Genomic DNA, 21,074 nt, shown 5'->3' on the forward strand with positions numbered 1-21,074 from the left:
AAACAAATGCTTTTAAGGTTTTAAAAAGAGTTTTCTAAAGGTTTCTTCCTTATTTTTTAAAGAAGAGATGACGTTGATATCCAAATCGTGGTCAAAGCCAGCAATTTTTCCTTTAGAAGTGTACTGGTGGATGTCGTAATCTAAATCAGTTTTTGGAGTTGCCTCGTAAAATCCTGAGTCAGAACCATAGGAAGGAATCCACACAGACGTAAACTTGTCTGTATTAATACTGTGTTCTTCCATGAAGTAGACCCCAACGTAGATTCCGATATTTTTAGCACCTAGTGATTCTAGTTTTGCTCGAAAGGCTTCAACACCTTCGTTCATATTAGACATGGTTTTTTCTTCCACATCTAGCCAATAGTAGCTAGGGCTGTATGGCGATGAAGCATTATAAAAAACTTCAGCAGCTTTTTCCATTTCTTGGATACTTTTTCCAGCTACATAGGCATAAACACCAACTGGGACATTTCGTTTTTGAAACTCGGTAATATGGGTTTTGAAGGCCTTGTCTACCCCATTAACAAAGGAAGCATCATTTTCTTTTAAAGACTGAGCGCCACTATGGACACGAACGATAGCCCCAGAAATGTTTTGGGAGAGAGTATCGTAATTAATTTCCTCAGGACGTTGCCAACCAGAAACATCAATCACCGGTTTATCTATATTATGGAGCGCCTGCGATTCTACTTGCGCGATATTAGACTTTGTTTTTACAGGATGGTCCTCAAAACGAGGGCGATTTAGGATTAAAATGAAAATCATAATCCCAAAAAAACCAAACAAAATAAGCGGATTAATTTTCTTTCTCATATGTCATAATTTTACCTTAAAAATGAAAAAAAATCAAAAAAAAATACTCAAAAAATGGGTTAAGAAAGGACTTTAGAGCATTTTTTCATTCAAGAGCGCGGAATGATTTGAAATATGGTATAATAAAAGAGAATTTCTAGAGAAAAGAGAAGATTATGTCAAATTATGCCATTATTTTAGCAGCGGGTAAAGGAACTCGCATGAAATCTGATTTGCCAAAAGTTTTGCACAAGGTTGCGGGTATTTCTATGTTAGAACATGTTTTCCGTAGTGTGGGAGCTATCCAGCCTGAAAAGACAGTAACAGTTGTAGGACACAAGGCGGAATTGGTTGAGCAGGTCTTGGCTGGACAGACAGAATTTGTGACTCAATCTGAACAGTTGGGGACAGGTCATGCGGTTATGATGACAGAGCCTATTTTAGAAGGTTTGTCAGGTAACACCTTGGTCATTGCAGGAGATACTCCTTTAATTACTGGTGAAAGCTTGAAAAACTTGATTGATTTCCACATCAATCATAAAAATGTGGCTACTATCTTGACTGCTGAAACAGATAATCCTTTTGGCTATGGACGAATTGTTCGTAATGACAATGCTGAGGTTCTTCGCATTGTTGAGCAAAAGGATGCTACAGATTTTGAAAAGCAAATTAAGGAAATCAACACAGGAACATACGTCTTTGACAACGAGCGTTTGTTTGAGGCTTTGAAAAATATCAATACCAATAATGCTCAAGGTGAATACTATATTACAGACGTCATTGGCATTTTCCGTGAAGCTGGTGAAAAAGTTGGCGCTTATACTTTGAAAGATTTTGATGAGAGTCTTGGAGTAAATGACCGTGTGGCTCTTGCGACTGCTGAGTCAGTTATGCGTCGTCGCATCAATCATCAACATATGGTCAATGGTGTTAGCTTTGTCAATCCAGAAGCAACTTATATCGATATTGATGTCGAGATCGCTCCTGAAGTTCAAATTGAAGCCAATGTTACCTTGAAGGGACAAACGAAAATTGGTGCTGAGACTGTTTTGACAAACGGTACTTATGTAGTTGATAGTACTATCGGAGCAGGAGCTGTTATTACCAACTCTATGATTGAGGAAAGTAGTGTTGCGGACGGTGTGACAGTCGGTCCTTATGCCCACATTCGTCCAGGTTCAAGTCTGGGTGCCCAAGTTCATATTGGTAACTTTGTTGAGGTGAAAGGTTCTTCTATCGGTGAGAATACCAAGGCTGGTCATTTGACTTATATCGGAAACTGTGAAGTGGGTAGCAAGGTTAATTTTGGTGCTGGAACCATTACAGTCAACTATGACGGCAAAAACAAATACAAGACAGTCATCGGCAACAATGTCTTTGTTGGTTCAAATTCAACCATTATTGCGCCAGTAGAACTTGGTGACAATTCCCTTGTTGGAGCTGGTTCAACTATTACCAAAGACGTGCCAGCGGATGCTATTGCTATTGGTCGCGGTCGTCAGGTTAATAAAGACGAATATGCAACACGCCTTCCTCATCATCCTAAGAATCAGTAGGAGCCTATCATGGAATTTGAAGAAAAAACACTTAGCAGAAAAGAAATCTATCAAGGACCAATATTTAAACTGGTCCAAGATCAGGTTGAATTACCAGAAGGTAAAGGAACTGCCCAACGGGATTTGATTTTCCACAATGGGGCTGTCTGTGTTTTAGCAGTAACGGATGAACAAAAACTCATCTTGGTCAAGCAGTACCGCAAAGCCATCGAGGCTGTCTCTTACGAAATTCCAGCTGGAAAACTGGAAGTAGGAGAAAATACAGACCCTGTCGCAGCAGCCCTGCGTGAATTAGAGGAAGAAACAGCCTATACAGGGAAATTAGAACTCTTGTACGATTTTTACTCAGCCATTGGCTTTTGTAATGAAAAGTTAAAACTATACCTAGCAAGCGATTTGACAAAGGTGGAAAATCCGCGTTCGCAGGATGAGGATGAAACCTTGGAAGTCCTTGAAGTGAGCTTAGAAGAAGCCAAGGAATTAATCCAATCAGGTCATATCTGCGATGCCAAGACAATTATGGCTGTTCAGTATTGGGAATTGCAGAAAAAATAGAGGAGGTCAGTATGGGTAAACCTTTATTAACGGATGAAATGATTGAAAGGGCTAATAGAGGCGAAAAAATTTCGGGTCCCCCTTTGCTTGATGACGAGGAAACCAAGATTTTACCAACCTCTTCTTCCCGTTTTGGTTATGCCAATCCTAAGGATCATGGTTTTAGTCAGGAAACCTTGAAGATTCAGGTCGAACCGTCTATTCATAAAAGCCGTCGCATTGAAAATACCAAGAGAAATGTTTTCAATTCTAAGTTAAATAAAATCTTATTCGCAGTCATCTTTCTCTTGATTTTGCTTGTCTTAGCAATGAAACTTTTATAATGGAAAAGGAATTGAAATGAAAATAGGAATTATTGCGGCTATGCCAGAAGAACTGGCGTATCTGGTCCAGCATTTAGACAATGCCCAGGAGCAAGTTGTTTTAGGTAATACCTATCATACTGGAACCATTGCCTCGCATGAAGTCGTTCTTGTAGAAAGTGGAATTGGTAAGGTCATGTCTGCTATGAGTGTGGCGATTTTGGCTGATCATTTTCAAGTGGATGCTTTGATTAACACAGGATCAGCTGGGGCAGTAGCAGAAGGTATTGCTGTTGGAGATGTCGTGATTGCTGACAAATTAGCCTATCATGATGTGGATGTTACAGCTTTTGGCTATGCTTATGGACAAATGGCGCAACAACCACTTTATTTCGAATCGGATAAAACCTTTGTTGCCAAAATCCAAGAGAGTTTATCTCAATTGGATCAAAAATGGCATCTTGGTTTGATTGCTACAGGAGATAGTTTTGTTGCTGGAAATGACAAGATAGAAGTGATTAAGTCCCATTTTCCAGAAGTTTTAGCTGTTGAGATGGAGGGGGCAGCGATTGCTCAGGCAGCGCATGCTCTTAATCTTCCAGTCTTAGTCATCCGAGCTATGAGTGACAATGCCAACCATGAAGCAAACATCTCTTTTGATGAGTTTATTATCGAAGCTGGACGTCGCTCTGCCCAAGTCTTATTAGCCTTTTTGAAGGCCTTAGATTAAGCGAAAATTTGACAGTTTTTCTAGCTTATGATAAGATTTAAGTAAAGAAAAGCTAGAAAACGTTTCAGAGGATATTATGAGTATTGAAATGACCGTCAGTGAGATTGCAGAGGTCTTAGGATTATCTCGCCAAGCAATCAATAACCGTGTCAAAGAATTACCAGAGGAAGACACAGATAAAAATGACAAAGGGGTAACAGTCGTTACCAGAAGTGGCTTGATTAAGCTAGAAGAAATCTATAAAAAAACGATTTTTGAAGATGAGCCTGTCAGTGAAGATGTCAAGCAGCGTGAACTGATGGAGATTCTAGTTGATGAGAAGAATGCAGAAATTCTCCGTCTTTATGAACAATTAAAAGCCAAGGATCGTCAGTTATCAGAAAAAGACGAGCAGATACGTATCAAAGACCGTCAGATTGCTGAGAAAGACAAACAACTAGATCAGCAGCAACAATTAACCCTTCAAGCCATGAAGGATCAAGAAAATCTTAAGCTAGAGCTGGACCAAGCAAAAGAAGAAGTCCAATCAACTAAGAAAGGCTTTTTTGCTCGTTTATTTGGAGGATAATCAAGGAGCTGTTTAGGTTAAATGCTAACCTGATGGCTTCTTTTATTTCTAATCTAAATAGTATAGTTGCTCAATTAATACTCAATGAAAATCAAAGAGCAAACTAGGAAGCTAGCCGCAGGCTGCTCAAAGCACTGCTTTGAGGTTGTAGATAAGACTGACGAAGTCAGTTACATATATCTACGGCAAGGCGACGTTGACGTGGTTTGAAGAGATTTTCGAAGAGTATAAAATAACAGTATAGGAGAGGTATAGAATGGAACGATTAGAAGATTACATTGCTTTCGATTTAGAATTTAATCAGCATGAAGGGCAAACACACTTGATTCAAGTATCGGCAGTGCGTTTTAGAGATGGTCAGGAAATCGATGCCTATGATTCATATGTCCATACTAGTGTGCCTCTAAAGAGTTTTATCAATGGTTTGACTGGGATTACAGCTGAGACATTAAAAGATGCTCCTCCAGTGGAGAAAGTTATAAAAGATTTCCAAGAGTTTGTGGGTTCTTTACCTATGGTTGGCTACAATGCTGCTAAAAGTGATTTGCCTATTTTAGTGGAGCATGGTTTAGACTACAGCCAGCAGTATAAGGTGGACTTGTATGATGAAGCTTTTGAACGCCGTAGTTCGGATTTACATGGTATTGCCAATCTCAAATTGCAAACTGTTGCCTCGTTTCTTGGATTTCAAGGTCAGTCTCATAATAGCTTAGAGGATGCTCGTATGACAGCGCGTGTTTACGAGTCCTTTCTAGAGTCGGATAAAGCTAGAGAATTGTTAGGGGCAGAAAGTAGCCTATCAAACAATCCTTTTGGAGGCTTGGATTTGTCTCAATTATTTGACTAGGAGTGCCTATGAAACCTGAAAAACCTAAAAATCTAGGTTTTAAGCAGATATACTTTAATCTAGATAAAATACTTTTTCTATTTTTCTTGACTTTTATGATGATTGAGTTTGTCTGGTTACCGTCCAATTCTTGGATTGCTGGACTTTTACTCCGTCAGACAGGTTATCTCTTTCTATCTTACAACAATATTTTTGCCATTATAAAGGGTTCGCCATTTGTTAGTCTTGCTTTATTTATTCTGGTAATCGTTAATTTACTGATCGCCTATTACCAGATAGGACTTCTCTTTATCGGAGCCCGGCACCTACTCTATCATGAAAAGAGAACTTTGCTGGAGTACAGTCGTAAGGTCTTTCATCAAAGTTTCTTGTTTATGAAGCAAGCGACGCTTTCCAAGATAGCCTTTATCTTCTTTTATGTCATGATGCTCTTTCCATTGATTCGAAAGATTTTAAAGATTTACTACCTCAATAAAATTGTCATTCCAGACTTTATCGTTGATTATGTGGAAGACAAGTATTGGCTAGTAGGTATAGTGGTTACTATTCTGGCTTTACTTCTATTTTACATTTCAGTGCGTTTCATGTTTGCTCTACCTCAGCTTTTATTTGAGAAGAAAACAGTCAAAGAAGCAGTCAGATACAGTCTAGAGAAGACAAGAAAGCACTCCTGGTTTTACATTTGGAACTTGCTTTGGATTATCGTCAAAACCTACCTATTTTTCATTCTTTTATTGATTCCAATCTTGGCAAGTCAGGTACTGATGGATGGATTGACCCATAAGGAATCTCTTGTGCTGGGAATTATCAACTTTGTCTTGATTAAGAATTTCCATTATATGGCCTTGACTTACTTTCTCATTAAGTTTGTTTCCTTTTTGACAGGGGAGGAACTAGAAATCACACCAAGGAGAAAGAAAGACCACTGGATGAGATGGGGAGTGATGGGCTGTGCCGCTATCTTTTTCGCTCTTGAGGGTTATGTTTATTTAGAAGCTCCAGTTGCTAATAAACCTTTGATTATCTCTCACAGGGGAGTATCTAATAAGAATGGTGTGCAAAATACCGTCCAATCACTAGAAAAAACCGCTCAGTTATCTCCAGACTTCGTTGAGACGGATGTTCAGGAAACAAAAGATGGTCAGTTTGTCATGATGCATGATGCCAATATCAAGAATCTGACAGGAGTTAATGCCAATCCTCAGGATCTCACTTTGGAAGAATTAACCAAACTCGATATTTCAGAAAATGGCTATCATAGCAAGGTGTCTAGTTTTGATGACTATCTCAATAAAGCTAATGAATTGCATCAAAAACTCCTCATTGAGATTAAAACCAGTCGAAAAGATAGTCCAGATATGATGAAACGCTTTATGGAAAAATATGGAACGATTCTTAAGCAGAATGGTCACCAAATGCAGTCCTTGGACTACCATGTGATTGATCAGGTATTGTCCTATGATTCACAAATCCCAGTTTATTTCATCCTACCTTACAATAGTATTTTTCCAAGAACCAAGGCCACAGGTTATACTATGGAGTATTCAACCTTGGATGAAAATTTTGTCAACAAGCTTTGGAATACCGATCAGAAATTGTACGTGTGGACCATCAATAGTTCAGAGTCCTTTGATAAATCTGTTCATTTGGGTGCAGACGGCATGATAACGGATGACTTGGAAATGATTCAAGATCAGGTCACCATTGCCCAAGAAGACCCAGAGTATACGGATTTACTGTTCAAACAGGCCATGGAATTCTTTAATTTTTAGTAATAAAAAGAGTCTGGGACAAAAAGATTTTGATTTTAGGAATTCTTTATTATAAATTTTAAAAATCGATGGATTAGACAAAAAAGCGAACAAGACAGAATTCTGAGTGTCAGATAATTCGTTTTGTTCGCTTTTTATATTTAAGGTTAGACTTTCGTCCCAGACTCAGATTGAAGATAAAGTCCTTAGAAACTTGTACTCTAAGGATTTTATCTTCAATCAGGGGTTGGCGAGAGCTAACCTTATTTGATATAGAGTTCTTGGTTTTTTAGGACAATTTCACGGATATTTGCAAATTTTTTAAGTTTTTTAAGCTCTTCAGGATGGGTTACGAGAGTGATAACATAACCCTCTTTGCCCATGCGGCCAGTACGGCCAGCACGGTGAGTGTAGGTTTCGATGTCCCTAGGAATATCAAAGTTTACGACACATTCTAGGCTATCGATATCAATCCCACGTGCCAGGAGGTCTGTTGCAAGGAGCAGGGTTAGTTGCTTGTCTTTAAACTTTTCTAAGATGACTTTTCTAAATTTGACATTGATATCACTAGCTAGAGAAACAGCCAAGATATCCCGATACTGTAATTTTTCTTCTGCGCTTCCAAGGTCTGATAGGCTGTTAAAGAAGACTAGACCACGGAAATCCTCAACATGAGCTAGTTTTCGTAGCATATCCACTCGGTGACGTTGGTCTACCTGCATGTAGAAGTGTTGAATGTTGTCCAGTTTTTGGTCAGAGAGATCAATGGTACGTGTGTTAGGCACAATCTTTTCTTGGTCAAACTTGGTCGTCGCACTCATATAGACAAGTTGGTGGTCACGAGGTGCGTAGTGGGTAATCTTCTCAACAAAGTGTATCTGAGAATCATCTAGCAATTGGTCGAATTCATCCAGGATGATGGTTTCCACATTCATCATCTTGATTTTTTTCAGTTTAATGAGTTCAAAGATACGGCCAGGAGTTCCAATCAGAATTTCTGGTCCTTTTTTAAGGCGTTCAATCTGGCGTTTCTGACTCGAACCTGATAAGAAGAGCTGAGTAGTCAAGCCGATAGCTTCTGCCCATGTTTTACATACATCAAAAATCTGTCCAGCAAGCTCAGTATTAGGTGCTAGAATCAAGAGTTGTTGGGCTTTTTTCTTTTGTAGTCTGAGAAGACTTGGTAAGAGATAAGCGAGGGTCTTGCCTGTTCCTGTTGGGCTTACTCCTAGGAGGTTTTCTCCAGCAAGAAGGGGCTCAAATAGTTGAGTCTGAATGGGGGTGAATTCTTGGAAACCGAGTTGATCACTTAGTTCTTGCCATTCAGTAGGTAGTTTGGTTTTCATTTTTCTGCCTCAAATCTAATGCCAGCAGTCTGGCGCATGGTATATAGTAGCTCATGAACTGAACTTGCATCTTCCAGCCAAGTTTGGTAGAGATTCAGATCTGGTTGTTGGATCATGTGTGCAAATGCAGCGACTTCCTCAGTCATCGTATGAGGAGCCTGTTGAATAGGGAGTTGGACTTGATTGCCTTGGTGGTCGGTAAAAATAGCCGAACGAACATGCTCAATCGTGTTGAGAGTCAAGGTTCCATCTGTCGTATAAATTTCGCAAGGAAGATTGGAAGTAATGTTTTTCCCAGCCTTGATATGAACTTGAAAATCAGGGTAAAAGAGGATTCCGTCTCCATTCAAGTCCATGCTATTGTCAAGCTGTTGAGCCATGTAGGTCGCGTCCTCAGCTTTCCCAAAAAGACGAACGGCAGCGTAGAGAGGATAAATCCCCAAATCCATGAGAGCACCGCCAGCAAAACGATCTGAGAAGACATTTGGTGTCTGTCCAGCCAACAAGTTAGGCATTTTGGAAGAATACTTGGCATAGTTGAAATCTGCCCCTAAAATTTGCTTGTCTGCTAAAAAGTTTTTGATAGTAGTAAAAGCTTCCTCGTGGTAATTACGAGCTGCTTCGAAGATAAAACAGTGTTTTTCCTTAGCTATTTGAACCAAATCCAACCATTCTTGTGGCTGAGTGACAGCTGGCTTTTCAAGAATGACGTGTTTACCTGCAGACAATGCAGTTTTTGCCTGAGCAAAATGCAAGGAGTTTGGACTAGCAATATAGACAACGTCAAAGGAGCTCTTGAAGAAGTCCTCTACTTGATCAAAGAGTTGGATATCTTGATAGCGAGACGCAAAGGTTGCTGCAGTTTCTAACTTTCTAGAATAGACTGCGACCAGTTGGTATTTTCCACTGGTATGGGCTGCTTCTATGAAGTGGTGGCTGATAGCACCTGTTCCGATGACACCTAATTTAAGCATAGATACTCCTTTTCCGATTTCAAATCCTTCTTTCATTATAACACAGATAGACGGGACTATCCAACAGAGGGTAAAAAATTTCAAATTAGCTACTAGGACTTTTCCAAAGAAAGTGGTACAATAATGAGATGAGTAAATGAAATGGGAGGGAAAATGAGGTTATTACCTATAAGAAAAATATCACGTCAGTCTAAGAGGCTAGCGCTTTTTTTGACGTTTTGTGCAGGATATGTAGATGCCTATACGTTTATTGTGCGAGGAAATACTCTTGTAGCTGGACAAACTGGGAATGTCGTATTTCTTTCAGTGGGACTTATTCAACATAATGTTTCTGATGCCAGTGCCAAAGTAATGACCTTGCTTGCTTTTATGATGGGGGTCTTTTTACTAACTGTTTATAAGGAAAAATTGAGAATTGTGAAAAAACCAATTTTGTCATTGCTTCCTTTAGCAATCTTATCAATCATTATTGGTTTTGTGCCGCAGACTGTAGATAATATCTATCTAGTACCGCCCTTAGCCTTTTGTATGGGATTGGTGACAACCACTTTTGGAGAAGTGTCGGGTATTGCCTATAATAACGCTTTTATGACAGGGAATATCAAACGGACCATGCTGGCTTTTGGAGATTATTTTAGGACCAAGCACACACCTTTTTTGCGTGAAGGATTCATATTTGTTAGCCTGCTTAGTAGTTTTGTCCTTGGCGTTGTCTTTTCAGCCTATTTGACGATTTTCTATCATGAAAAGACCATCCTTGGTGTTCCTATTATGATGAGTATTTTTTACCTCAGCATGCTTTTTGCATCTTGGCAGAAAAAAGTAAAAGAAAAAGCTTGATTTTAGGTGTTATTACTTGTAAGAAAATAGGAGATATGCTATACTTGAAGAGTTGACTATGCACGATCCTGTGCAACCGCACGAACATCGTTGTTTGATTATTCAAGTTTAAGTGGTTCGTCCCACGATGCTAGGCGAGTCTTCACAAAAAATTCGGGGAAACCCATAAAAATCATAGGAGGTGCATAATGAGCACATACGCAATTATCAAAACTGGCGGAAAACAAGTTAAAGTTGAAGTTGGTCAAGCAGTTTACGTTGAAAAATTGAACGTTGAAGCTGGTCAAGAAGTTACTTTTAACGAAGTTGTTCTTGTTGGTGGTGAAAACACTGTTGTCGGAACTCCACTTGTTGCTGGAGCTACTGTAGTTGGAACTGTTGAAAAACAAGGAAAACAAAAGAAAGTTGTTACTTACAAGTACAAACCTAAAAAAGGTAGCCACCGTAAACAAGGTCACCGTCAACCATATACAAAAGTTGTCATCAACGCAATCAACGCTTAATTTTAAGGAGAACACATGATACAGGCAGTCTTTGAGAGAGCCGAAGATGGCGAGCTGAGGAGTGCGGAAATTACTGGACACGCCGAGAGTGGCGAATACGGCTTTGATGTCGTGTGTGCATCGGTTTCTACGCTTGCCATTAACTTTATCAATTCTATTGAGAAATTTGCAGGCTATGAACCAATCCTAGAATTAAACGAAGATGAAGGTGGCTATCTGATGGTTGAAATACCAAAAGATCTTCCTTCACACCAGAGAGAAATGACCCAGTTATTCTTTGAATCATTTTTCTTAGGTATGGCAAACTTATCGGAGAACTCTTCTGAGTTCGTCCAAACCAGAGTTATCACAGAAAACTAACACGGAGGAAAACATTATGTTAAAAATGACTCTTAACAACTTGCAACTTTTCGCCCACAAAAAAGGTGGAGGTTCTACATCAAACGGACGTGATTCACAAGCGAAACGTCTTGGAGCTAAAGCAGCTGACGGACAAACTGTAACAGGTGGATCAATCCTTTACCGTCAACGTGGTACACACATCTACCCAGGTGTAAACGTTGGACGTGGTGGAGACGATACTTTGTTCGCTAAAGTTGAAGGCGTAGTACGCTTTGAACGTAAAGGACGCGATAAAAAACAAGTTTCTGTTTACCCAATCGCAAAATAAAAAGGTCCAGTGAACCTTTTTATCCCGAGCCTTGAAATATAAAGGCGAGGAAGCTAGAAGTAGCATTAAATAAGGCTTTCCGAGTTTTCGGAGAGCCTGCTTTTTTGTTTTGCTACCCATGATTTTTTCATTCTTAGTGTAGATGAATTTTATGAGTGACATTATTTTTCTTCGATGGAAAACTTCTAAAATATGGTATAATGAAAAGATAAAGAAGTTGGGGGTAGAAGATGAACATTCAACAATTACGCTACGTTGTGGCTATTGCGAATAGCGGTACTTTTCGTGAAGCTGCTGAGAAGATGTATGTCAGTCAGCCCAGTTTGTCCATTTCTGTTCGTGATTTGGAAAAAGAGTTGGGTTTTAAGATTTTCCGTCGGACCAGCTCAGGGACTTTCTTGACCCGTCGTGGTATGGAATTCTATGAAAAAGCGCAAGAATTGGTTAAAGGATTTGATATTTTTCAAAATCAGTATGCCAATCCTGAGGAAGAAAAGGATGAATTTTCCATTGCCAGTCAGCACTATGACTTCTTGCCACCAACCATTACTGCCTTTTCAGAGCGCTATCCTGATTACAAAAATTTCCGTATTTTTGAGTCTACTACAGTTCAAATACTTGATGAAGTAGCTCAGGGGCACAGTGAGATTGGGATTATCTACCTCAACAATCAAAATAAAAAGGGGATCATGCAAAGGGTTGAAAAGTTAGGCCTTGAGGTCATTGAATTGATTCCCTTCCATACCCATATTTATCTTCGTGAGGGGCATCCTTTGGCTCAGAAAGAGGAATTGGTCATGGAGGATTTAGCGGATCTACCAACGGTTCGTTTCACTCAAGAGAAAGACGAGTACCTTTATTATTCAGAGAACTTTGTCGATACCAGTGCTAGTTCACAGATGTTTAATGTGACAGACCGTGCTACCTTGAATGGTATTTTGGAGCGGACGGACGCCTATGCGACAGGTTCTGGATTTTTAGATAGTGACAGTGTTAATGGTATTACAGTTATTCGTCTCAAGGATAAATTGGATAATCGCATGGTCTATGTTAAACGTGAAGAAGTAGAGCTTTGTCAAGCTGGGACTCTTTTCGTAGAAGTCATGCAAGAATATTTTGATCAGAAGAGGAAATCATGAAAAAAAGAGGAATAGTGGCAGTCATTGTACTGCTTTTGATTGGGCTGGATCAGTTGGTTAAATCCTATATCGTCCAGCAGATTCCACTGGGTGAAGTGCGTTCTTGGATTCCCAATTTTGTTAGCTTGACCTACCTGCAAAATCGAGGGGCAGCCTTTTCTATCTTACAAGATCAGCAGTTGTTATTCACTGTCATTACTCTGGTTGTCGTGGTAGGTGCCATTTGGTATCTGCATAAACACATGGAGGACTCATTCTGGATGGTCTTGGGCTTGACTTTGATAATCGCAGGTGGTCTTGGAAACTTTATTGACAGGATCAGTCAGGGCTTTGTTGTGGATATGTTCCACCTTGACTTTATCAATTTTGCAATTTTCAATGTGGCAGATAGCTATCTGACGGTCGGAGTGATTATTTTATTGATTGCAATGTTAAAAGAGGAAATAAATGGAAATTAAAATTGAAAGTGGTGGCCTGCGTTTGGATAAGGCTTTGTCGGATTTGACAGAATTATCACGCAGTCTCGCGAATGAACAAATCAAATCAGGCCAGGTCTTGGTCAATGGCCAAGTCAAGAAAGCTAAATACACAGTTCAAGAGGGCGATGTCGTCACTTACCATGTGCCAGAACCAGAGGTTTTAGAGTATGTAGCTGAGAATCTTCCGCTAGAAATCATCTACCAAGATGAGGATGTGGCAGTTGTTAACAAACCTCAGGGGATGGTTGTGCATCCGAGTGCTGGTCATACTAGTGGAACTCTGGTAAATGCCCTTATGTACCATATTAAGGATTTGTCGGGTATCAATGGGGTTCTGCGTCCAGGAATTGTTCACCGTATTGATAAGGATACGTCAGGCCTTCTCATGATTGCTAAAAACGATGAGGCGCATCTAGCACTTGCCAAAGAACTCAAGGATAAAAAGTCTCTCCGCAAATATTGGGCGATTGTTCATGGAAATCTGCCTAATGATCGTGGTGTCATTGAAGCTCCGATTGGCCGTAGTGAAAAAGACCGTAAGAAACAGGCTGTGACTGCTAAAGGGAAACCTGCAGTGACCCGTTTCCACGTTTTGGAACGCTTTGGTGATTATAGCTTAGTGGAGCTGCAGCTGGAAACAGGCCGCACCCATCAAATCCGTGTTCACATGGCTTATATCGGCCATCCAGTCGCTGGTGATGAAGTCTATGGTCCTCGCAAGACTTTGAAAGGACGTGGACAATTTCTTCATGCCAAGACTTTAGGTTTTACTCATCCGAGAACAGGTGAGACCATGGAATTTACAGCAGATATCCCAGAGATTTTTAAGGAAACTTTAGAGAGATTGAGGAAGTAAGAATGAAAAAGAAATTAACTAGTTTAGCACTTGCAGGCGCTTTTTTAGGTTTGTCATGGTATGGAGATGTTCAAGCTCAAGAAAGTTCAGGAAATAAAATTCACTTTATCAATGTTCAAGAAGGTGGCAGTGATGCGATTATTCTTGAAAGCAATGGACATTTTGCCATGATTGATACAGGAGAAGATTATGATTTCCCAGATGGAAGTGATTCTCGTTATCCGTGGAGAGAAGGAATTGAAACATCTTATAAGCATGTTCTAACAGACCGTGTCTTTCGTCGTTTGAAGGAATTGGGTGTTCAAAAACTTGATTTTATTTTAGTCACTCATACTCACAGTGACCATATTGGAAATGTTGATGAATTACTGTCTACCTATCCAGTTGACCGAGTTTATCTTAAAAAATATAGTGATAATCGTATTACTAATTCTGAACGTCTATGGGATAATCTGTATGGCTATGATAAGGTTTTACAGACTGCTGCTGAAAAAGGTGTTTCAGTTATTCAAAATATCACACAAGGGGATGCTCATTTTCAGTTTGGAGACATGGATATTCAACTCTATAACTATGAAAATGAAACTGATTCATCAGGTGAATTAAAGAAAATTTGGGATGATAATTCTAATTCTTTGATTAGCGTGGTAAAAGTCAATGGTAAGAAAATTTACCTTGGGGGCGACTTAGATAATGTTCATGGAGCAGAAGACAAGTATGGTCCTCTCATTGGAAAAGTTGATTTGATGAAGTTTAATCATCACCATGATACCAACAAATCAAATACCAAGGATTTTATTAAAAATTTGAGTCCGAGTTTGATTGTTCAAACTTCGGATAGTTTACCTTGGAAAAATGGTGTTGATAGTGAGTATGTCAATTGGCTTAAAGAACGAGGAATTGAGAGAATCAACGCAGCCAGCAAAGACTATGATGCAACAGTTTTTGATATTCAAAAAGACGGTTTTGTCAATATTTCAACTTCCTACAAGCCGATTCCAAGTTTTCAAGCTGGTTGGCATAAGAGTGCATATGGGAATTGGTGGTATCAAGCACCTGATTCTACAGGAGAATATGCAGTAGGTTGGAATGAAATCAAGGGTGAATGGTATTACTTCAATCAAACGGGTATCTTGTTACAGAATCAATGGAAAAAATGGAACAATCGTTGGTTCTATTTGACAGACTCTGGCGCTTCTGCTAAAAATTGGAAAAAAATCGATGGAAGCTGGTATTATTTCAACAAAGAAAATCAGATGGAAATTGGTTGGATAAATACTGGAGGTCAGTCCTATTATTTATCAAACGATGGCTCTATGAAGACAGATTGGCTTCAATATAAGGGGCAATGGTATTACTTTGCTCAATCAGGAGAAATGAAAACGGGTTGGGTAAAAGATAAAGAAATCTGGTACTATATGGATTCTACTGGTATCATGAAGACAGGCGAGATAGAAGTTTCTGGTCATCATTACTATCTAGAAGAATCAGGAGCTATGAAGCAAGGCTGGCTTAAAAAGGCAAATGATTGGTATTTCTACAAGACAGACGGTTCACGAGCTGTGGGTTGGATCAAAGACAAGGATAAATGGTACTTCTTAAAAGAAAATGGTCAATTACTTGTGAATGGTAAGACACCAGAAGGTTATACTGTTGATTCAAGTGGTGCCTGGTTAGTGGATGTTCCGGTAGAGAAATCTGTTACAACTAAAGTCACAAGTAATTCAGAAATAAAAGAATCTAGTGAAGTAGTGAAAAAAGATCTTGAAAATAAAGAAACGAGTCAACACGAAAGTATTACAAGTTCTTCAACTAGTCAGGATTTGACTTCCTCAACTTCACAAAGCTCTGAAACGAGTGCAAACAAATCGGAATCAGAACAGTAGTAAAAAAGAAGGTTTTAGGGCCTTCTTTTTCCTATCAACTCTTTTCTATTTCCTGCCATTCATGTTATAATGGATAAATATGAAGAATCGGAGTGAGACTATGAAATACAAACGGATTGTCTTTAAGGTGGGGACTTCTTCTCTGACAAATGAGGATGGAAGTTTATCACGTAGTAAGGTAAAGGCTATTACCCAGCAGTTGGCTATGTTGCACGAAGCTGGTCATGAATTGATTTTGGTGTCGTCGGGTGCCATTGCTGCAGGTTTTGGTGCCTTAGGATTTAAAAAGCGTCCGACTAAGATTGCTGATAAACAGGCTTCAGCAGCGGTAGGGCAAGGGCTTTTGTTGGAAGAATACACGACCAATCTTCTCTTGCGCCAAATCGTTTCTGCACAAATCTTGCTGACCCAGGATGACTTTGTGGATAAGCGCCGTTATAAAAATGCCCATCAGGCTTTGTCAGTTCTACTTAGCCGTGGAGCGATTCCTATCATCAACGAGAATGACAGTGTCGTTATTGATGAGCTCAAGGTTGGGGACAATGATACTCTAAGTGCTCAGGTAGCAGCCATGGTCCAAGCAGACCTTTTGGTCCTCTTGACAGACGTAGACGGTCTATATACTGGAAATCCTAATTCAGATCCAACAGCCAAACACTTGGAGCGAATCGAGACAATCAACCGTGAGATTATCGATATGGCCGGTGGAGCTGGTTCGTCAAACGGAACTGGGGGCATGCTAACAAAAATCAAGGCTGCAACTATTGCGACAGAATCAGGAGTTCCTGTTTATATCTGCTCATCCTTGAAGACAGATGCCATGATTGAAGCGGCTGAGGAGACCAAGAATGGTTCCTACTTTGTTGCGCAAGAGAAGGGACTTCGTACTCAGAAACAATGGCTGGCCTTTTATGCTCAGAGCCAAGGTTCTATTTGGGTTGATAAAGGGGCTGCAGAAGCTCTCTCTCAACATGGCAAGAGTCTTCTTTTATCTGGTATTGTTGACGCAGAAGGAGCTTTTTCTTATGGTGATATCGTGACAGTATGTGACAAGGAAAGTGGAAAATCACTTGGAAAAGGACGCGTGCAATTTGGAGCATCTGCTTTGGAGGATATGTTGCGTTCTCAAAAAGCCAAGGGTGTCTTGATTCACCGTGATGACTGGATTTCCATTACTCCTGAAATCCAACTACTCTTTACAGAATTTTAGAGGTAAACTATGGTAAGTACACAAGAACAATTTGAACAGGTACAGGCTGTTAAAAAATCGATCAACACAGCTAGTGAAGTCGTGAAAAACCAAGCCCTGCTAGCCATGGCTGACCACTTAGTGGCTGCTACTGAGGAGATTTTAGCAGCCAATGCCATTGATATGGAAGCTGCTAAGGGTAAAATCTCAGATGTGATGCTAGATCGTCTTTATTTAGATGCAGGTCGTATAGAAGCGATGGCAACTGGGATTCGTGAAGTGGTTGCTTTACCAGATCCAATCGGTGAAGTTTTAGAAACAAGTCAGCTTGAAAATGGTTTGGTTATCACCAAAAAACGTGTAGCTATGGGGGTCATCGGTATTATCTATGAAAGCCGTCCAAATGTGACGTCTGATGCGGCTGCTTTGGCTCTTAAAAGTGGAAATGCGGTTGTTCTTCGTAGTGGTAAGGATGCCTATCAAACGGCCCATGCCATTGTCACAGCCTTGAAGAAGGGCTTGGAAACAACTACCATTCATCCAGATGTGATTCAACTAGTGGAAGATACCAGCCGAGAAAGTAGCTATGCCATGATGAAGGCCAAGGGCTATCTAGACCTTCTCATTCCTCGTGGAGGAGCTGGTTTGATCAATGCAGTGGTTGAGAATGCTATAGTGCCTGTTATCGAGACAGGAACTGGGATTGTCCATGTCTATGTGGATAAGGATGCAGAAGAAGACAAGGCTCTGTCTATCATCAACAATGCTAAAACCAGTCGTCCTTCTGTCTGCAATGCTATGGAGGTTCTACTTGTTCATGAAGCCAAGGCAGCAAGCTTCCTTCCTCGCTTGGAGCAAGTGTTGGTTGCAGATCGAAAAGAAGCTGGGTTGGAACCAATTCAATTCCGCTTGGATAGCAAAGCAAGCCAGTTTGTTTCAGGTCACGCAGCTGAGGATCAAGACTTTGACACTGAATTTTTAGACTATGTCCTAGCTGTTAAGGTTGTGAGCAGTTTAGAAGAAGCGATTGCGCACATTGAAGCTCACAGTACCCATCATTCGGACGCCATTGTGACAGAAAATGCTGAAGCTGCAGCTTACTTTACAGATCAAGTGGACTCTGCAGCTGTGTATGTCAATGCATCAACTCGTTTTACAGATGGTGGTCAATTTGGTCTTGGATGTGAAATGGGGATTTCAACTCAGAAACTGCACGCGCGTGGTCCAATGGGCTTGAAAGAATTGACCAGCTACAAGTATGTGGTTGCTGGTGATGGGCAGATAAGGGAGTAAGAGATGAAGATTGGATTTATCGGTTTGGGGAATATGGGAGCTAGTTTGGCCAAAGCTGTCCTGCAGGCCAAGACGGGCGATGACCTTCTCCTTGCCAATCGTAGTCAAGCCAAGGTGGATGCTTTCATTGCTGACTTTGGAGGTCAGGCTTCCAGCAATGAAGAAATTTTTGCAGAAGCAGATGTGATTTTTCTAGGAGTTAAGCCTGCTCAGTTTTCTGAACTGCTTTCTCAATACCAGACTATCCTTGAAAAACGAGAAAGTCTTCTTTTGATTTCTATGGCAGCTGGATTGACCTTAGAAAAACTCGCTAGTCTTCTTCCAAGTCAGCACCGAATTATTCGTATGATGCCAAATACCCCTGCTTCTATTGGACAAGGAGTGATTAGTTATACCTTGTCTTCTAATTGCAGGGCTGAGGACAGTGAGCTCTTTTGTCAGCTTTTAACCAAGGCTGGACTCTTGGTTGAACTTGGGGAAGGCTTAATCGACGCGGCGACAGGTCTTGCAGGCTGTGGGCCGGCCTTTGTCTATCTTTTTATAGAGGCTTTGGCAGATGCAGGTGTTCAGACTGGATTGCCACGAGAGACAGCATTGAAAATGGCGGCTCAAACTGTGGTAGGAGCTGGGAAATTGATCCTAGAAAGCCAAGAGCATCCTGGAGTCTTGAAAGACCAAGTTTGTAGCCCAGGCGGCTCGACTATCGCTGGTGTAGCAAGCCTAGAAGCGCATGCTTTTCGAGGAACAGTCATGGATGCAGTTGGCCAAGCCTATAAACGAACACAAGAACTAGGTAAATAAGAGGTGGCTTTGACTGCCTCTTTTATGGTGGTTGAAATGAGAAGACAAAAAGATTGTCACAAACCCCTATTTTTTTGATAGAATAGAAGTAGAAAAAAAGAAATGAGTTAGACATGTCAAAAGGATTTTTAGTCTCTCTTGAGGGACCAGAGGGAGCAGGCAAGACCAGTGTTTTAGAGGCTTTGCTCCCAATTTTAGAGGAAAAAGGAGTAGAGGTGCTGACGACGCGTGAACCTGGCGGAGTCTTGATTGGGGAGAAGATTCGGGAAGTAATTTTGGACCCAAGTCATACTCAGATGGATGCGAAGACAGAGTTGCTTCTTTATATTGCTAGTCGCAGACAGCACTTGGTGGAAAAAGTTCTTCCAGCACTTGAAGCTGGCAAGTTGGTCATTATGGACCGCTTCATCGATAGTTCCGTTGCCTATCAGGGATTTGGTCGTGGCTTGGATATTGACGCCATTGATTGGCTCAATCAGTTTGCGACAGATGGCCTTAAACCCGATTTGACACTCTATTTTGACATCGAGGTGGAAGAGGGACTGGCTCGCATTGCTGCTAATAGCAATCGTGAGGTCAATCGTTTGGACTTAGAAGGGTTGGACTTGCATAAAAAAGTTCGTCAAGGCTACCTTTCTCTTCTGGACAAAGAAGGAAATCGCATTGTCAAGATTGATGCCAGTCTTCCTTTGGGGCAAGTTGTAGAAACTACCAAGGCAGTTTTGTTTGAGAGAATGGACTTTGCTAAATGAAACAAGATCAACTAAAGGCTTGGCAACCAGCCCAGTTTGACCGCTTTGTCCGTATCCTAGAACAAGACCAGCTCAATCATGCCTATCTCTTTTCAGGTTTCTTTGGAAGCTTGGAAATGGCTCAATTTTTAGCTAAGAGCCTCTTTTGTACGGATAAAGTAGGCGTTTTACCATGTGAGAAATGCCGAAATTGCAAGCTGATAGAACAGGAAGAATTTCCCGATGTCACCTTGATTAAGCCAGTCAATCAGGTTATTAAGACAGAACGCATTCGAGAATTGGTGGGTCAGTTTTCTCAAGCAGGGATTGAAAATCAGCAGCAGGTCTTTATCATTGAACAAGCTGAGAAAATGCATCCTAACGCAGCTAATTCTCTGCTCAAGGTCATCGAAGAACCCCAGAGTGAGGTTTATATTTTCTTCTTGACCAGCGATGAGGAAAAGATCTTACCGACCATCCGAAGTCGGACCCAGATTTTCCACTTTAAAAAGCAAGAAGAGAAGCTCACCTTGCTCTTAGAACAAATGGGACTGGTTAAGAAAAAAGCGACTCTCCTAGCTCAGTTTAGTCAATCGCGAGCTGAGGTAGAAAAGTTGGCTAATCAGGCAAGTTTTTGGACCTTGGTCGATGAAAGTGAACGCCTGCTGACTTGGTTAGTGGCTAAGAAAAAAGAAAGTTATTTGCAAGTTGCTAAATTAGCAAACTTAGCAGATGACAAGGAAAAACAAGATCAGGTTTTACGGATTCTTGAAGTCCTCTGTGGGCAGGACCTCCTGCAAGCAAGAGTAAGAGTGATTCTACAAGATTTGCTAGAAGCTAGAAAAATGTGGCAAGCTAATGTCAGCTTTCAAAATGCCATGGAATATCTGGTCTTGAAAGAAATATAAACTCAAAAATGAATGATAAAGAAAGGAAAGGGCTGTTTTATGGACAAAAAAGAATTATTTGACGCGCTGGATGATTTTTCCCAACAGTTATTGGTAACCTTGGCCGATGTGGAAGCCATCAAGAAAAATCTCAAGAGCCTGGTAGAAGAAAATACAGCTCTTCGCTTAGAAAATAGTAAGTTGCGCGAACGCTTGGGTGAGGTGGAAGCAGACGCTCCTGTCAAGGCTAAGCATGTTCGTGAAAGTGTCCGTCGAATCTATAAAGACGGATTTCACGTATGTAATGATTTTTATGGGCAACGTCGGGAGCAGGACGAGGAATGTATGTTCTGTGATGAGTTGTTATACAGGGAGTAGG

The 21,074-nt window shown here is 40.6% G+C and carries 24 protein-coding genes, 1 pseudogene and 1 other annotated feature; of the genes and pseudogenes, 21 read left to right on the top strand and 4 right to left on the bottom strand.

Annotated features, from left to right (window positions below; translation table 11 throughout):
- Nucleotides 1-12: 12 nt before the first annotated feature.
- Entirely contained in the window at nt 13-813 is an 801-nt protein-coding gene (locus tag B7697_RS08160; RefSeq protein WP_084951239.1) for a glycoside hydrolase family 25 protein, read from the bottom strand.
- A 155-nt stretch (nt 814-968) separates the two neighbouring features.
- Between B7697_RS08160 and glmU the strand changes: the two genes are divergently transcribed.
- The 7 genes from glmU (at nt 969) to B7697_RS08200 (ending at nt 7,122) form a co-directional block, all read left to right on the top strand.
- Nucleotides 969-2,348, top strand: a complete 1,380-nt coding sequence (glmU, locus tag B7697_RS08165; protein ID WP_084951242.1) for a bifunctional UDP-N-acetylglucosamine diphosphorylase/glucosamine-1-phosphate N-acetyltransferase GlmU — start codon at nt 969-971, stop codon at nt 2,346-2,348.
- A gap of 9 nt (nt 2,349-2,357) precedes the next feature.
- Nucleotides 2,358-2,903 (top strand): NUDIX hydrolase, encoded by a 546-nt coding sequence (locus B7697_RS08170; protein WP_033681927.1) that lies wholly within the window; start codon nt 2,358-2,360, stop codon nt 2,901-2,903.
- A gap of 11 nt (nt 2,904-2,914) precedes the next feature.
- Complete coding sequence (macP, locus tag B7697_RS08175) at nt 2,915-3,226, top strand: cell wall synthase accessory phosphoprotein MacP (protein ID WP_000517861.1); 312 nt, start codon at nt 2,915-2,917, stop codon at nt 3,224-3,226.
- Between the two features lie 16 nt (nt 3,227-3,242).
- On the top strand, nt 3,243-3,935 hold the full coding sequence (locus B7697_RS08180) for a 5'-methylthioadenosine/adenosylhomocysteine nucleosidase (protein ID WP_084951244.1): 693 nt from the start codon (nt 3,243-3,245) through the stop codon (nt 3,933-3,935).
- A 76-nt stretch (nt 3,936-4,011) separates the two neighbouring features.
- On the top strand, nt 4,012-4,503 hold the full coding sequence (rocS, locus tag B7697_RS08185; RefSeq protein ID WP_084951248.1) for a chromosome segregation protein RocS: 492 nt from the start codon (nt 4,012-4,014) through the stop codon (nt 4,501-4,503).
- Nucleotides 4,504-4,759: 256 nt separating this feature from the next.
- Nucleotides 4,760-5,350 carry a 3'-5' exonuclease gene (locus B7697_RS08195; protein ID WP_084951251.1) on the top strand — a complete coding sequence of 197 codons (591 nt, stop codon included), beginning with the start codon at nt 4,760-4,762 and terminating at the stop codon, nt 5,348-5,350.
- Between the two features lie 8 nt (nt 5,351-5,358).
- Nucleotides 5,359-7,122, top strand: coding sequence for a glycerophosphoryl diester phosphodiesterase membrane domain-containing protein (locus B7697_RS08200; protein WP_142359005.1), 1,764 nt, complete (start codon nt 5,359-5,361; stop codon nt 7,120-7,122).
- A gap of 242 nt (nt 7,123-7,364) precedes the next feature.
- On the opposite strand, the gene B7697_RS08205 is transcribed toward B7697_RS08200, so the two are convergent.
- Together B7697_RS08205 and B7697_RS08210 are read right to left on the bottom strand one after the other, a co-directional pair.
- Nucleotides 7,365-8,447, bottom strand: a complete 1,083-nt coding sequence (locus tag B7697_RS08205; protein ID WP_084951253.1) for a DEAD/DEAH box helicase — start codon at nt 8,445-8,447, stop codon at nt 7,365-7,367.
- Nucleotides 8,444-9,421 carry a Gfo/Idh/MocA family protein gene (locus B7697_RS08210; RefSeq protein ID WP_084951255.1) on the bottom strand — a complete coding sequence of 326 codons (978 nt, stop codon included), beginning with the start codon at nt 9,419-9,421 and terminating at the stop codon, nt 8,444-8,446. The genes B7697_RS08205 and B7697_RS08210 overlap by 4 nt, the downstream gene beginning before the upstream one ends.
- 141 nt (nt 9,422-9,562) lie before the next feature.
- Here B7697_RS08210 and B7697_RS08215 point away from each other — a divergent pair, with 141 nt between their 5' ends.
- The 4 genes from B7697_RS08215 to rpmA all read left to right on the top strand — a co-directional run bounded on the left by B7697_RS08215 (nt 9,563) and on the right by rpmA (nt 11,434).
- Complete coding sequence (locus tag B7697_RS08215) at nt 9,563-10,261, top strand: YoaK family protein (protein WP_084951258.1); 699 nt, start codon at nt 9,563-9,565, stop codon at nt 10,259-10,261.
- Between the two features lie 64 nt (nt 10,262-10,325).
- Nucleotides 10,326-10,413 (top strand) — a sequence feature (ribosomal protein L21 leader region).
- A 36-nt stretch (nt 10,414-10,449) separates the two neighbouring features.
- A complete protein-coding gene (rplU, locus tag B7697_RS08220; protein ID WP_000109141.1) occupies nt 10,450-10,764 on the top strand; it encodes a 50S ribosomal protein L21 in 315 nt (104 codons plus the stop codon).
- 15 nt (nt 10,765-10,779) lie between these two features.
- Complete coding sequence (locus B7697_RS08225) at nt 10,780-11,124, top strand: ribosomal-processing cysteine protease Prp (protein WP_000613694.1); 345 nt, start codon at nt 10,780-10,782, stop codon at nt 11,122-11,124.
- A gap of 16 nt (nt 11,125-11,140) precedes the next feature.
- Nucleotides 11,141-11,434: a 50S ribosomal protein L27 gene (gene rpmA, locus B7697_RS08230; protein WP_000916509.1), complete on the top strand. Its 294-nt coding sequence runs from the start codon at nt 11,141-11,143 to the stop codon at nt 11,432-11,434.
- 166 nt (nt 11,435-11,600) lie between these two features.
- Here the strand turns inward: rpmA and B7697_RS09445 are convergent.
- Nucleotides 11,601-11,672: pseudogene (locus B7697_RS09445) on the bottom strand (AraC family transcriptional regulator); the annotation flags it as partial.
- On the opposite strand from B7697_RS09445, the gene B7697_RS08235 reads away from it, so the two are divergent.
- The 10 genes from B7697_RS08235 to yabA all read left to right on the top strand — a co-directional run bounded on the left by B7697_RS08235 (nt 11,665) and on the right by yabA (nt 21,073).
- On the top strand, nt 11,665-12,573 hold the full coding sequence (locus B7697_RS08235) for a LysR family transcriptional regulator (protein WP_084951261.1): 909 nt from the start codon (nt 11,665-11,667) through the stop codon (nt 12,571-12,573). The pseudogene B7697_RS09445 and the gene B7697_RS08235 sit on opposite strands and share 8 nt — an antisense overlap.
- Complete coding sequence (lspA, locus tag B7697_RS08240; protein WP_084951264.1) at nt 12,570-13,031, top strand: signal peptidase II; 462 nt, start codon at nt 12,570-12,572, stop codon at nt 13,029-13,031. Before B7697_RS08235 ends, lspA begins: the two co-directional genes overlap by 4 nt.
- Nucleotides 13,021-13,908 carry an RluA family pseudouridine synthase gene (locus B7697_RS08245; protein WP_084951266.1) on the top strand — a complete coding sequence of 296 codons (888 nt, stop codon included), beginning with the start codon at nt 13,021-13,023 and terminating at the stop codon, nt 13,906-13,908. Before lspA ends, B7697_RS08245 begins: the two co-directional genes overlap by 11 nt.
- A 2-nt stretch (nt 13,909-13,910) precedes the next feature.
- The gene (gene cbpE, locus B7697_RS08250) at nt 13,911-15,794 is read left to right on the top strand and encodes a phosphorylcholine esterase CbpE (RefSeq protein WP_084951270.1); all 1,884 of its coding nucleotides are present in this window, start codon (nt 13,911-13,913) and stop codon (nt 15,792-15,794) included.
- Between the two features lie 100 nt (nt 15,795-15,894).
- On the top strand, nt 15,895-17,004 hold the full coding sequence (gene proB / locus B7697_RS08255; RefSeq protein ID WP_239822298.1) for a glutamate 5-kinase: 1,110 nt from the start codon (nt 15,895-15,897) through the stop codon (nt 17,002-17,004).
- Between the two features lie 9 nt (nt 17,005-17,013).
- The gene (locus tag B7697_RS08260; protein ID WP_084951277.1) at nt 17,014-18,276 is read left to right on the top strand and encodes a glutamate-5-semialdehyde dehydrogenase; all 1,263 of its coding nucleotides are present in this window, start codon (nt 17,014-17,016) and stop codon (nt 18,274-18,276) included.
- 3 nt (nt 18,277-18,279) lie between these two features.
- A complete protein-coding gene (gene proC, locus B7697_RS08265; protein WP_084951279.1) occupies nt 18,280-19,077 on the top strand; it encodes a pyrroline-5-carboxylate reductase in 798 nt (265 codons plus the stop codon).
- 113 nt (nt 19,078-19,190) lie between these two features.
- Nucleotides 19,191-19,829: a dTMP kinase gene (gene tmk / locus B7697_RS08270; RefSeq protein WP_084951282.1), complete on the top strand. Its 639-nt coding sequence runs from the start codon at nt 19,191-19,193 to the stop codon at nt 19,827-19,829.
- Nucleotides 19,826-20,716: a DNA polymerase III subunit delta' gene (locus tag B7697_RS08275; RefSeq protein ID WP_084951285.1), complete on the top strand. Its 891-nt coding sequence runs from the start codon at nt 19,826-19,828 to the stop codon at nt 20,714-20,716. Before tmk ends, B7697_RS08275 begins: the two co-directional genes overlap by 4 nt.
- Before the next feature lie 39 nt (nt 20,717-20,755).
- Nucleotides 20,756-21,073 (top strand): DNA replication initiation control protein YabA, encoded by a 318-nt coding sequence (gene yabA, locus B7697_RS08280; RefSeq protein ID WP_000358227.1) that lies wholly within the window; start codon nt 20,756-20,758, stop codon nt 21,071-21,073.
- Nucleotide 21,074: the final 1 nt, after the last annotated feature.

Source organism: Streptococcus mitis (assembly GCF_002096895.1).
GTDB classification, from domain to species: domain Bacteria; phylum Bacillota; class Bacilli; order Lactobacillales; family Streptococcaceae; genus Streptococcus; species Streptococcus mitis_AH.